We start from the raw sequence: 13480 nt of genomic DNA, 5'->3' as shown, positions 1-13480 counted from the left end.
GAAAAAACCTGTTCGGCATGAAGCTGAACAGGTTTTTTCTAGCTGAATTAATGATGGTCTGCAGCTTCTGGTGTAGGGTCGTTTGGAATGATTGCTCCAATAATAAAGATAAGGATGGAGAATACAACAGAAACGATTGCTCCAGTTTTGAAATCAAATGGTACACCAAGTACAGAGCTGACTACGTAGTTTAACATAGAAACTAGTAGGAATGACCATATGAACGTTACGATATATTGCATTAATTTCACCTCAACCGAACTTTTTTCATCATAAGGTTTTACTCATATTCATTATCATATCATAACATAAATCAAAAAAAAATGAACCATTTATGTGAAACATGGCGATTTTGTCACAACAAATATGAGATTTAGTATTTTATGTTTAGTAATGTAAAGTATTTAGGAACAGCTCTGGAATAGGGGAATGCGCTCCTAAGCGGGTGAAAAGTGCTCCAAAAGGGAAGAACACCGCTCATACATGATGCAAGGTGCTTTGAAAAATAATGAACAAGCTCAACAAAGTACGATAGATAAAGCTCTAAATAGAATAACCTCATTCCATAAAATTCTTCACTTCTATATTCAAAGAACACTACCCTCAGCCGCATAAATTTTAAATCATCTTGCGTCATTCCTTTTATATGCGTTATAATTATGACCAGTTACTAATAATTGATAGTAAGAAAGCTGAGGGGTTGCTATATGAACGCTGGTATTATAGGAATAGGCAAATATGTTCCTGAGAAGGTCGTTACAAATTTTGATTTGGAAAAAATCATGGATACTTCTGATGAATGGATTCGTACTCGAACAGGCATTGAAGAACGTCATTTTGCGGCAGATGATCAGGAAACTTCAGATTTGGCAGTAGCTGCTGCAAAAGAAGCTATTGCAAATGCGGGTATTACGCCTGAGGAAATTGGTTTAATTCTTGTAGCAACTGTCACACAGGATCAAACTTTTCCAAGTGTAGCTTGTATGATTCAGGAACAAATCGGAGCAGTAAATGCTGCAGCAATGGATCAAGCAGCAGCATGTGCAGGATTTATATATAGTTTAGTGACAGCAAAGCACTTTGTTGAGGCAAATGCTTATAAATATGTCTTAGTAGTAGGTGTTGAAAAGCTGTCTAAAGTCGTTGATTGGGAAGATCGCAATACAGCTGTATTATTTGGCGATGGTGCCAGTGCAGCTATCATTGGGCAAGTCTCTGAAGGTAGAGGTATTCTATCCTTTGAACTTGGTGCAGATGGTACAGGCGGAAAGAATCTTTATTTAACGAAGCAAGATACAATTGCGATGAATGGTCGTGAAGTGTTTAAATTTGCTGTTCGACAAATGGGTGAATCGGCTGTTAATGTATTAGAGAAAGCGGGATTAACAAAAGAAGACGTTGATTTCCTAGTGCCACATCAGGCAAATATACGTATTATGGAATCTGCACGTGAGCGTTTAGAGCTACCACCAGAAAAAATGTCAAAAACGATTCATAAATACGGAAATACTTCAGCAGCATCTATTGGTATTTCCTTGGTAGATGAGCTCGAAGCAGGTAAGATTAAAGAGGATGATTTATTAGTCCTTGTAGGTTTTGGTGGCGGCTTAACATGGGGTGCCGTAGCCATGAGATGGGGAAAATAAGTAGGAAAAATGCTTGAGGGGAGTAAGACAATGAGTAAAAGACGAGTAGTAATTACAGGAATTGGCGCAGTTACACCACTAGGAAATAGCATCGAAGAAACATGGGCAAACATTAAAGCTGGTAAATCTGGCATTGGTGAGCTGACACGTTTAAATAAAGATCTTTTTGCCGCAAAAATCGCAGCAGAAGTAAAGGACTTTGATATTGAAAAATACATTGATCGTAAAGAAGCACGTAAAATGGATCGCTTCACACAATACGCATTAGCGGCTTCTATTATGGCAATGGAAGATGCACAGCTAACAATTGATGAAGAGCTAGCTCCACGTGCAGGTGTATGGATTGGTTCTGGTATCGGTGGGATGGAAACATATGAACAACAATTTTTAACATTCCAAGAGCGTGGCGCAAGACGTGTTAGTCCTTTCTTTATACCAATGATGATTCCTGATATGGCATCGGGCCAAGTCTCTATTCACTTTGGTGCAAAGGGGATAAATTCTTGTTCTGTAACGGCATGTGCTTCAGGCACAAACTCTATTGGTGATGCCTTTAAAGTAATTGAGCGTGGAGATGCTGATGTTATGATTTCTGGTGGTGCTGAATCACCAATCGTAACAATGGCGGTTGCAGGTTTTTGTGCCAATACAGCACTATCATTAAATCAAGATCCACAAGCTGCATGTCGCCCATTCGATAAAAACCGAGATGGCTTTATTATCGGAGAAGGAGCGGGTATTGTCATTTTAGAAGAATATGAACATGCAAAAGCTCGTGGTGCCAAAATCTATGCTGAAGTTTTAGGTTATGGTGCAACTGGGGATGCGCATCACATTACGGCTCCAGCTCCAGAGGGTGAAGGTGCAGCACGTGCGATGACGCAAGCATTAACAGATGGTGGCGTAGAGCCATCACAAGTTGATTATATTAATGCCCATGGTACAAGTACGCCATATAACGATTTATTCGAAACACAAGCTGTGAAAACTGCTTTTGGTGATCATGCGTATAACCTTGCAATGAGCTCAACAAAATCTATGACGGGTCACTTATTAGGAGCAGCAGGTGGTGTGGAAGCTATTTTCACAGCATTAGCCCTTAAAGAAGGGATTTTACCACCTACAATCAATTTAAAAGATCCTGATCCTGAATGTGATTTAGATTATGTTCCAAACGAAGCAAGAGAAGCAAATATTCAATATGCAATGAGTAATTCTCTTGGTTTTGGTGGTCATAATGCAAGTCTCCTATTCAAAAAATATGAAGCATAATAGATAAACATAAAAAACGTCAGCCAAATTTAAATGGCTGACGTCTTTTTTTATAGTTTTGTGAATAAATGATAAGTAAGAAGAAATAGAAAGGATGCCATTACTATGTTTCGTCTCTTTTTATTTTTAGTAAGTTATGGCTTAATGATCCTCTCTGTAGGGAATCTCATATTGTATTTAAATTACCGCACACTAGGTTATTCATGGAAGGTTGTTTTCAAATTTATTTTTCAAACAACAGAATTTTATATGGCGGTAGGAGCCTGTATCATCATCTGCGCAGTTGTGCTTGATTTGGGCTTTGATCGATCCTCAGACAAGCCGTAAGTTTAGCGACGTGCGCGACCAAGACCCATAGCATCTTCCATACGTTTTAATGTAGCACTAGCAATCACATTCGCCTTTTCAGCACCTTCATCTAGAATGACATCTAATTCTGATGATTCTACTAGATGATAGAATTTCTCTTGAATAGGTGTTAGGTGTTCAATTACTGCTGTTGCTACACCCTGCTTGAATCCACCATAACCAATTCCCTCATATTTTTTGACTAAATCTTCAACGGCTACCCCTGAAATAGCTGATTCGATTGTCAATAAATTTGAAACACCTGGTTTATTTTCCACATCAAATGCAACGATGCCGTCAGAGTCAGTTACAGCTGATTTAATTTTTTTCTCAATGTCTTTCGCAGTATCTAATAAGCGAATTGTCGCTTTCGTATTTGGATCTGATTTACTCATTTTCTTTGTTGGCTCTTGTAAGGATTTAATGCGTGCGCCAGCTTTAGGTAATTGAATTTCCGGAATTGTTAAAACATCGCCAAAGCGTTTGTTAAAGCGTTCTGCAAGGTCACGAGTTAGCTCAATATGCTGCTTCTGATCATCGCCGACAGGGACAATATTTGTGTTATAAAGTAGAATGTCTGCAGCCATTAGCGGTGGATATGTTAAAAGAGCAGCAGATACGCTTTCCTTACCATGTGATTTATCTTTGAATTGTGTCATACGTTCTAGCTCACCAATAGACGCAACACATTGTAACATCCATCCTGCCTGAGCATGCGCTGGCACCTCTGATTGAATAAATAATGTCGATTTTTTAGGGTCAATGCCAGTAGCAATGTAGGTAGCAGCAAGCTTACGAATACTTTCTCGTAATTCTTTAGGATCTTGTGCAACAGTGATGGCATGTTGATCAACGATACAATAAATAGCGTTTCCTTCATCTTGTAGTGCCGGGAACTGCTTGAATGCTCCTAAATAGTTCCCTAATGTTACGATACCTGTAGGCTGTACGCCAGAAAAAATAGTTGTCATTAAAAAATTCCTCCTCGAATTCAATTGCTGTAACTTGTGTCACAGCGTTGGCTTCACCTTTCAACTTGGTGATGAAGACAAAAAAACATCATGCGTCCTCATTAGATTTTTTCTAATGAAGGGACGAATGATGTTTGAATCCGCGGTACCACCCAGCTTGCCTAAAAAGGCCACTCAGCTTCGTAACGTGAAGGGACGAGCTTTGCTAATAGCTTCAAGTAGCGTTCACAAAGCTAACTCGGAAGTCCATTCCACATGCATCCACGATCTGTTTACAGCAACCACAGACTCTCTATACGTGAATTAGCATATGTACTACTCTTCGTCAGCGTTTTTCTCAATTTAAATTGTTCAAATTGATTTGATTGCAAAGAATTATATTATAAAGATTCCTTTGTGTAAAGTCAGACTTTTGACGGTGTTTTTTTTCTAGAAAAAATTATATGCTTTTTTTGTTATGTAATTTTGTTATAAATTTATAATTTTTTATTAAAAAATTGTTTGGATGTACACATGGGATTGACAATTTTCTCGATTATTTTTCTTAAATGAGAACAACTGAGATATCTGTTTAGATGTTTAAAATGCTTTAAAAATGGGAATGGTAGTAGTAGCACATAAGTTTGAAGAAAATACATCATATTTGAAAGCTGTATGAATAGACAGAATATTTATGGATAGGTTCAGATTTTTTTATTGGAACTATATTCAAATACAGCTGAGTACTGTATAATGGTACTGTGTATTTTACATTACATTAATTCTAATTTAACACATTGGTTCTGGTTTATAGATAATGATTTTTAAATGAAAGGATGTGTCAGAATGATCGTAACCCTATTTACATCACCAAGTTGTACCTCTTGTCGTAAAGCAAAAGCTTGGTTAGAGGAGCACGAAATTCCATATACAGAACGTAATATATTTTCTGAACCGCTTAGCATAAGTGAAATAAAAAAAATTTTACGTATGACAGAAGATGGGACTGATGAAATCATTTCCACTCGTTCTAAAATATTCCAAAAATTAAATGTGGACGTTGAAAGCTTACCATTACAACGTTTATATGAATTAATTCAGGAATATCCTGGCTTACTACGTAGACCAATTATTTTAGATGAAAAACGTCTGCAGGTTGGCTACAATGAAGATGAAATTCGTCGTTTCTTACCTCGAAAAGTTCGAGCATATCAATTACAAGAAGCGCAACGAATGGTGAATTAAACCTTTCTATTCTGAATAATATATGTAATAGATGTTACAGATGTGGAATACATGTTGTGACATCTTTTTTTTATGTTTTACTTCTGTAAAACCTTCTATATGAAGTATAATAATTAATAGGGAAAAGTCATATATTTCCGTAAAAGTATGTTAAACTTGATTTAAGTTAAATAGTTTACTACAATTTCAATAATTCAAATATCTTCTGTGAAACGGTGTATATCCTTTTCATTTTATGACAGAACAGCATACAATAGAGTTAGAGACAACTGTGAACACAAAAATTCATGTTTACGGTTACTCGATGGTTTTACTGTAGTGTGGTCAAAGGTTGAAAAACAAATGCAGTATGAAGGTTAAAAACAAAGAATAAAAGCATACTAATGAAACAAACTGTTTTTCGACATATGACAGTGAAGGGAGATGAGGTCTAGTGGACATCGAACGTGTAAATGAAAATACACTCAAGCTCTTTATTACGTACAATGATATAGAGGATCGCGGCTATAGTCGTGAAGAAATTTGGTACAATCGAGCAAAGGGTGAACAACTTTTTTGGGATATGATTGATGAAGTAAACACGGAGGATTATTTTGATGTAGAGGGTCCGATTTGGATTCATATCAATGCATCTGAAGTAGGCTTAGAAATCATTGTCACACGTGCACATATTTTAAAAGACGGTGAAACATTAGATGGTCATTCGAATTTTGATGAACACAAAGATATGTTTGCACCATTCGATGAAGTTGGAGAGGATCTTCTTAGCCAACTAACTCAATTTGGTGACATGGATGAGTCAGAATTATTTATGGATACAGACATTTATGTTTATAAATTTAAAGATATTGATGAGTTAATCCCTGTCGCAAAACGAATGACAGACGAATTAGTGGATTCCTCATTATTCAAATATGAAAATTGGTACTATCTAGTTGTTGATTTCGGAAACGCAGATGAGGATTTAAATCGTCATGATAGAAATGCAGTTATCAAGGAATTTTTAACACCATCCAATTTTACAATTCATCGTCTAGAGGAGTACGGTGAAAAGATTATGGAATTCAATTGCTTTGAAACAGTTCGAAAATACTTTGCATAGGCAATGAAACACTAATTATTTTAGACTGTAGTGAAACTCGTAAATGAATCGAGTTTCGCTACAGTCCTTTTTTATGTTTTCAGCATCAAAGAGCTTGAATAAGAGCTCATTTTTAAAATTTCAAGAAAAAGGTGCTTTATTTTTGTTAGTGAAAATCCATTCTATTATAGTTGGCTAAAAAGGAGCTGATACTATGCTGATTGCCTATAACAATCAACAGCAACTATTTCTCCCATATCAATATACGAGGAAAGCTTTACAGCGATATAGGCGGCAAATGAAATTTTATTGCCCTCAATGTTTAGAACAAGTTCAATTGAAAATAGGTAACTATAATATTCCCCACTTTGCTCACTTCACAAAAAATCAATGTTCACAGCTGTTCGCAGAAGGTGAATCTAAAATACATTTACAAGGTAAAGTGCAATTATATGAGTGGCTCCAAAAGCATGGACATCAGGTGAAACTAGAACCATATTTAAAGGAGGTTTCTCAGCGCCCAGATTTGCTTGTTACACTCGATAAGGAGCAGTTTGCAGTTGAATTTCAATGTAGTACTATCTCTCATGAAAAATGGCATCAACGAACAATGGGCTATGAAAGAAACGATATACAAGCAATTTGGCTTTTTCAAACTCCACAAGGCAAAGAAGCTGTCAACGGCATCAGAAAAATTAGAATCTCTCCACTCTTGCAAAAGGCGTTTATAACGACAACGGATTTACCATATTTATTGACGTACAACCCGGTGACAGCCCAGTTTGTTTATTGGACGAATCTTCTTCATGTTCATGGGCATACTTTCATAGGTAAAGTACAGAAAATTTCGGTCGATCTACAACATTTCCCTTTTTATAGACCTCAACGTATTACCCCAGAAGAATTTCAACGCTATTGGCAGCTCTATAAACAGACTTGTAGGCGATTTGCGCATAGTCGTCTTTTACATAGCAAGAAGGGGGCACAAGATCCATTTTTACGTAATTGCTATGAATTAAATCTTTCTCTTACTGCTCTGCCACCATACATTGGTATTCCAGTGAAAGAAGGAGCAGCTATCCCTTTGTTTACGAGCGAGTGGCAAATAATGCTGTTTTATTTTAGTAAACAATTAGGACGTCTTCCATTTGAATTAACAAAGGGGCAGATGGAAAACTTTTTATGTAAGCATCAACTGGAAGTAACCGAACAAGCACTCAGGGCTATTCAAAATTATGGGTATCTTCTTAAGCGTATGCATCATGAGAATGGTTTACTAGATAATTGTGAGCAAGTCTATGTACATTTATTTGCAATTGCCACAATATACTGAGAAAATATGAGAGTAAAAGGAAAAAAGCACATATAAAGGGGGCTGGCATATATGGCTAGTAACAGTAATCAGGTTTTAGTTCGAAAAGAAGTACCAGAAGAATTAACATGGCGCTTAGAAGACATCTTTGCAACAGATGCAGCTTGGGAAGAGGAATTGAAGGAGGTTGCAGAGCTTGCTAAACAAGCACCTAGCTATGCAGGTACTTTAAATAATGGGGCAGAGGCATTATTAGCAGCTTTACAGTATCATGATCATATATATGAACGTGCAATGAAGCTCTACACATATGCTCATATGCGCTATGATCAAGATACTACAAATAGCTTTTATCAAGATATGAACAGCCGTATTCAAACATTGGCAACGAGTATCTCAGCTGGCCTTTCCTATTTAACGCCAGAAATTCTGTCATTAAGTGAAGAAACGATTGAACGCTACTTAACAGAAAATCAAGACCTACAACTATATAAGCAATCTTTAAAAGAAATTACAATGGCACGTCCACATGTATTACCAGCCGAACAGGAGGCATTGCTAGCGCAAATGTCTGAGGTGACAGGTACAGCTTCGAATACATTCAGCATGTTAAACAATGCCGATATGGTATTCCCTCATGTGAAAAATGAAGAGGGAGAAGAAGTACAACTTACGCATGGTAATTATATCAAGTTTTTAGAGAGCAAGGATCGCTCTGTACGTGAAGGCGCATTTAAGGCTATGTACGAAACATACGGCAAGTTTAAAAATACGTTCTCGGCTACGCTAACTGGTAATGTAAAGAAGCATAATGTAAGTGCTCGAATTCGTCATTATGAATCTGCACGCCACGCTGCCATGTCTAATAACTTCATTCCTGAAAATGTCTATGATCAGCTGGTGGAAACAATTCATAAGCATTTACCAGCTATGCAACGTTATATTTCGTTGCGTAAGAAATTATTGGGTGTAGACGAATTGCATATGTGGGATTTATTTGCGCCACTAGTTAAAGAGGTGGAAATGAAGGTCTCTTATGATGAAGCGAAAGATATTTTAGTAAAGGCTTTAGCTCCATTAGGGGAGGAATATCAAAGCATCGTTCAAAATGGACTGGATAACCGCTGGGTCGATGTTTTAGAGAATAAAGGGAAGCGTAGTGGAGCCTATTCTTCAGGCGCCTATGGTACGAATCCGTATATTTTAATGAATTGGCAGGATAATGTGAATAATCTATTTACATTAGCACATGAATTTGGACATAGTGTTCATAGTTATTATTCACGTAACAACCAGCCTTTTGTTTATGGAGACTACTCTATTTTTGTGGCAGAGGTCGCTTCTACTTGCAATGAAGAGTTATTAAATGACTATTTACTGAAAACAATTGATGATCCACAACAAAAAATATACTTATTAAACCATTGGCTAGATGGCTTCAGAAGTACGGTATTCAGACAAACGATGTTTGCAGAGTTCGAACACCTTATTCATCAGATGGATAAGAACGGTGAATCCTTGACAGCAGATCGTTTAACAGAAGTTTACTATGAATTAAACAAAAAGTACTTCGGTGATGATATGGTGGTTGATGAGGAAATAGGCTTAGAATGGGCTCGTATTCCACACTTCTACTATAATTACTATGTTTATCAGTATGCGACTGGTAAATCAGCCGCTACAGCATTGAGTAAACAAATTTTAGAGGAGGGTGCACCAGCTGTAGAACGTTATATTAATAACTTCTTAAAAGCGGGATGCTCTGATTTCCCTATTGAGGTATTAAAGGCAGCAGGCGTTGATATGAACGTAGCTAAGCCAATTGAAGATGCATGTAAAGTATTTGAAGAACGTTTAAATGAATTAGAAAAATTATTGTTAAATAACTAATTAATTAGGCTATAGGAATGTTCCTATAGCCTAATTCTTTTTATTAACAGCATAAATTAAAAGGAAAGAATAATGTTTTTTTTTGATTTCTAAATAGTTTAAAAGTGTGCATCTTGGAAAAATACTGTTTGTAATCGCTTTCTATTTGACAAATTTGTGAATCTAGTATTGGTTTCATTGCTAAATATATTATTCCATGATAGAGTAATTCTTGTGAAATAAATCACAAAACAAACATACACCCCTTTGTTTGAACGTGAACATTTCTCCCATCCCCTTTGTGAAAAAGAAGCGTCTCTATCGGTCGAGGATAGAGGCGCTTCTTTGTATTTTGCGTTATCTTGAAAAAGGGACTCCATCATGATGATTGGAGTCCCTTTTGTTTATTTTATTATTTAAGACGCCATAACGTAGCGTGAGTAGTCTGGATTCGTTCGATCTTTTGTTGCAGCATGCGTTTCTTTAGTTCACGCTCTGCTGCTTGCTCTGTTAATGAATAGATAAAAGCTATTTCATTTGTAGAAAGAGTATGGAATTTAGAAAATAAGTCCTCTATTGATGGTAAAGGCTGACGGACAAGCTGTTCGTTCAGCATTTCTTGTAAAATATGTTCATAAACTTCATAGGAATAGCTACCACTAACTTTTAGTCCCTCATCTTCAATACATTCATTGAAAAAAACGATACTTGGTACTTCATCTACTTCCATTTCGCGTTTAATATATAAATCGCATTGGAAAGCACGTGCTGCCTCTTTTGAACCAAAGTCAACAGTAAACTCATTCATATCGAGTTGAACATCCTCAGCTATTTTTAAAAGCGTTGCATAGGAGTTTACATCTTGATGACTTAATAATACGTATTCTTGTAGTTTCGACAAATAACGCGCACCTGCACGTTTCCCCTGTAATTCAGCTGCTTTAATAGCGATAGAAGGTAAAACAGGGTGATTAATATCAAGTTCGATTCCCGAAATACAGCCTTTGACACGTTTACTTAAGCAATTTAAAGAAGTAAGTTCTGTACTTAAAACAAAGCGCCATGTGAAGTAATGGTTGTATTCAAGCTGTAATTTACGAAGAGTTGCTTGCATACTGAAAGCTTCAGGGCAAAGTGGATCTACGAAAATATACAATTCAATTGGCTTGTTTGCAGTAGAAATCGTTGGCGTTGGCTCTTGCAACATTTGAATATTATTCACGTAACAATTCCCCCTCATCGTCATTTGGCGTATTAACCATGTGATGAGCTGTTAATACTAAACGTTGATAATAAGTTTCACGGAACTTCCCTTCCAAACCTACCTCATCCATTGCTTCTGACATACACTCTAGCCAAGCTTGAGCGCGGTCAGGTGTAATAGGAAAATTCATGTGACGTGCACGCATCATCGGATGACCATGCTCCTCAGTAAAAAGATTTGGCCCTCCTAAATACTGTGTTTGAAATTGAATTTGTTTACGGGCTGTTTCTGTTAAATCCTTTGGAAAGATTGGAATAAGATCAGGATGCTGAGCAACTCTTTTATAGAACGCATGAATGAGTTCTGACAGTTTTTCAGCTCCCAGCTCCTCATAAGGAACAGTGTATTTTCGACTCATAAGTTATATGCTCCTTTAATTCTTTATATCGTAAAGTACCATATTGTATACTTCATCCTCATCAAATTGTGAAATTCTTGTGACTACCTTCATTCTATCAACGTCTTTTCGTTAACACAAACAAAGAGCTCTTTCGAATTGCTGTTCGCTACAAAAGCACAAATTTCACCACTATGGGTGAAATTTGTTGGAAATGACATAGATAACAGGAAAGATGCGATTACACTGTAAAGTAATTCATCACTTTTTTGACATAATTCTGTGTTTCTTTGAAAGGAGGGATTCCTCCATATTTCGTAACACGAGATGCGCCAGCATTATAAGCTGCTAATGCTAGTGAAGGGTCATTATTAAACTTATCTAGCATTTGACGCAAATATTTTGCACCAGCCATAATATTCTGCTCTGGATCAAAAGCGTTAGTCACACCCAAATATTGTGCTGTTTTGGGCATGAGTTGCATTAAACCCTGCGCCCCCGCATGGCTTACTACAGTTGGATTAAAATTAGATTCTTGTTTAATAACCGCTGCAATAAGCTTCGCGGGTATCTGATAAGTAGCGGCTGCTTTTTCAATAATGGCAGTATACTCATTTGATCCTGCTAGTGAATTAGCATATGCTGTAGAGCCTATTACATCGTCTGAAACATAGGAATCAAGTTTGTTATTAGCATATGTGTTTGCTAAAGCTTGTTTGACTGATTCAGGTATAAACACAGCATTAGACCCTTTGTAAAGTAATGATTCTAATGGACTTTGCTCCAAAGTAGCTAATTCTTTGACGAAATTTGAATTATTTGCTGTTCCTGTAGCAAGCAAGCTTGATAATTTAGCATTACTTGCTGTCGAAGTTTCTCCTAATAATTCGTTAATCATATCAGAAAAAATAGACTCATTGTCTGTGGGTGAACTTTCGCTTGATCCAAGTGTTTGCAAAGCCCGAATTTCTAGTAAAGATTTGAATGATTGAATATCCAAGGAGTCAGACACCTTCCTTTTTTCTACTTTTATAAATTTTGTGCTTTTAGTGCCTTCATAAAACGAGCAATTTTTTTATCAGTTGGTTGCTTATCAATACCATATTGTTGTAAAAATTCGTCGAAAATTATATTTCCTTTTATTGCATCTTTTGCTTCATATTCTACCTCATAATCGTCACGCTGCAAATAGAAAGAATGATCAAAAACGAGAAGTCCCTCTTTGTAGGGAATTTCGACACGATCTGTAGTGAGAGAACCAAATACATGCAATTGTTCTAAAGGAATGTGATGAAGAGCTAATCTTTTAGCTACCTCTTGAGCATAAAATCCTTTGCCATCTAACATTTGTTGCGCCTCTATTGCTGTTATTTCATCCGTCGTTTCAAGGTGAGCATGCTCGGCGTTTTTTTCTTTGAGCGTACATTCGAAATAATCACCAATTTGTCTAATACGAAGACCACTTTGTAGGTTGCGAATTGCTTGATTAGGTGTGTCAAAATAATGATTTGTTTGACGATGAATAGCATTTTGGCTAATGTGGAACTCTTGTAATAATTGCTCGTATTGTTGTTTTGTTAATAGATTTTTAAATTCAATTTCAATTTCTTGTGTCATTTATAGTCACCTATTTATTTTTTATTTTTCATCCGTTGTTTCGCTCGAATTAATATTTACACACTGCAACTATTTACCCTGTGTGCTAAAATAAGAGGAAGAGTACAACGAAAAGGGGAACCGCATGTGCGTAAAATTTATACAATAGATACATCGAATTTTGAACAAGATCAACTTCATTTTAGTTTAAACGACAATGAAGTAAATTTACAGTTAAAACCTGCTGGACAACTCATTGCAGATTCAGATGATTTTGCATTCATTTATTTACTTGATGCAGGTGAAGACTATCATTACTTGCGTTTTCCACCGAGTAGTTGGGAGAATCTTGTACATATTTTACAAAAAGGGAAAAATCCATTGCTACGAATAGGTGAAGAAGTGATTGAGCTGACAAATTTCTACGAGGAATTGGAAATGCTCGTGTATAATATTGAAGGAAATTACAATTATGGGGCAGAATTTGTCCAGGCAGTGGAACAACACTTCAAGGCTATTCTTGCTGAATAGAAAGACAAAACGAACAGACGGTGGTGTTC

At 36.5% G+C, this 13480-nt stretch carries 14 protein-coding genes and 1 other annotated feature; of the genes, 8 read left to right on the top strand and 6 right to left on the bottom strand.

Going from position 1 to position 13480, the window contains the following annotated elements; genetic code table 11:
- Window positions 1-47 precede the first annotated feature (47 nt).
- Entirely contained in the window at window positions 48-242 is a 195-nt protein-coding gene (locus AC1RFD_RS13635) for a YjzD family protein (protein WP_004227469.1), read from the bottom strand.
- Between the two features lie 465 nt (window positions 243-707).
- On the opposite strand from AC1RFD_RS13635, the gene AC1RFD_RS13630 reads away from it, so the two are divergent.
- The 3 genes from AC1RFD_RS13630 (at window position 708) to AC1RFD_RS13620 (ending at window position 3245) form a co-directional block, all read left to right on the top strand.
- Window positions 708-1646 carry a beta-ketoacyl-ACP synthase III gene (locus tag AC1RFD_RS13630; protein WP_048392032.1) on the top strand — a complete coding sequence of 313 codons (939 nt, stop codon included), beginning with the start codon at window positions 708-710 and terminating at the stop codon, window positions 1644-1646.
- A gap of 30 nt (window positions 1647-1676) precedes the next feature.
- Window positions 1677-2918, top strand: a complete 1242-nt coding sequence (fabF, locus tag AC1RFD_RS13625; RefSeq protein WP_048392031.1) for a beta-ketoacyl-ACP synthase II — start codon at window positions 1677-1679, stop codon at window positions 2916-2918.
- A gap of 105 nt (window positions 2919-3023) precedes the next feature.
- On the top strand, window positions 3024-3245 hold the full coding sequence (locus AC1RFD_RS13620; protein ID WP_016994330.1) for a YuzI family membrane protein: 222 nt from the start codon (window positions 3024-3026) through the stop codon (window positions 3243-3245).
- A 2-nt stretch (window positions 3246-3247) separates the two neighbouring features.
- On the opposite strand, the gene trpS is transcribed toward AC1RFD_RS13620, so the two are convergent.
- Entirely contained in the window at window positions 3248-4237 is a 990-nt protein-coding gene (gene trpS, locus AC1RFD_RS13615; RefSeq protein ID WP_259951051.1) for a tryptophan--tRNA ligase, read from the bottom strand.
- Window positions 4238-4353: 116 nt separating this feature from the next.
- Window positions 4354-4575 (bottom strand) — a binding site (T-box leader).
- Between the two features lie 490 nt (window positions 4576-5065).
- Here trpS and spxA point away from each other — a divergent pair.
- The 4 genes from spxA (at window position 5066) to pepF (ending at window position 9744) form a co-directional block, all read left to right on the top strand.
- Window positions 5066-5461 (top strand): transcriptional regulator SpxA, encoded by a 396-nt coding sequence (gene spxA / locus AC1RFD_RS13610; RefSeq protein WP_025116803.1) that lies wholly within the window; start codon window positions 5066-5068, stop codon window positions 5459-5461.
- 433 nt (window positions 5462-5894) lie between these two features.
- Window positions 5895-6563, top strand: a complete 669-nt coding sequence (gene mecA, locus AC1RFD_RS13605) for an adaptor protein MecA (protein WP_004227456.1) — start codon at window positions 5895-5897, stop codon at window positions 6561-6563.
- 193 nt (window positions 6564-6756) lie between these two features.
- A complete protein-coding gene (locus tag AC1RFD_RS13600) occupies window positions 6757-7875 on the top strand; it encodes a competence protein CoiA (protein WP_492474976.1) in 1119 nt (372 codons plus the stop codon).
- 51 nt (window positions 7876-7926) lie between these two features.
- Entirely contained in the window at window positions 7927-9744 is a 1818-nt protein-coding gene (pepF, locus tag AC1RFD_RS13595; RefSeq protein WP_112117412.1) for an oligoendopeptidase F, read from the top strand.
- Between the two features lie 391 nt (window positions 9745-10135).
- On the opposite strand, the gene AC1RFD_RS13590 is transcribed toward pepF, so the two are convergent.
- The 4 genes from AC1RFD_RS13590 to AC1RFD_RS13575 form a co-directional block, all read right to left on the bottom strand.
- The gene (locus tag AC1RFD_RS13590) at window positions 10136-10945 is read right to left on the bottom strand and encodes a DsbA family protein (protein ID WP_004227450.1); all 810 of its coding nucleotides are present in this window, start codon (window positions 10943-10945) and stop codon (window positions 10136-10138) included.
- Entirely contained in the window at window positions 10938-11345 is a 408-nt protein-coding gene (locus tag AC1RFD_RS13585; protein WP_004227447.1) for a globin domain-containing protein, read from the bottom strand. The genes AC1RFD_RS13590 and AC1RFD_RS13585 overlap by 8 nt, the downstream gene beginning before the upstream one ends.
- 220 nt (window positions 11346-11565) lie before the next feature.
- Window positions 11566-12324: a lytic transglycosylase domain-containing protein gene (locus AC1RFD_RS13580; RefSeq protein ID WP_048392027.1), complete on the bottom strand. Its 759-nt coding sequence runs from the start codon at window positions 12322-12324 to the stop codon at window positions 11566-11568.
- A gap of 29 nt (window positions 12325-12353) precedes the next feature.
- Window positions 12354-12941, bottom strand: coding sequence for a CYTH domain-containing protein (locus AC1RFD_RS13575; protein WP_066036269.1), 588 nt, complete (start codon window positions 12939-12941; stop codon window positions 12354-12356).
- A 126-nt stretch (window positions 12942-13067) separates the two neighbouring features.
- On the opposite strand from AC1RFD_RS13575, the gene AC1RFD_RS13570 reads away from it, so the two are divergent.
- On the top strand, window positions 13068-13451 hold the full coding sequence (locus tag AC1RFD_RS13570) for a UPF0738 family protein (RefSeq protein ID WP_004227440.1): 384 nt from the start codon (window positions 13068-13070) through the stop codon (window positions 13449-13451).
- Window positions 13452-13480: the final 29 nt, after the last annotated feature.

Source organism: Lysinibacillus sp. GW823-FHT02G10, assembly GCF_058797135.1.
The sequence above is the reverse complement of the archived record's forward strand: the minus strand, read 5'-3'. Positions and strand labels throughout refer to the sequence as shown.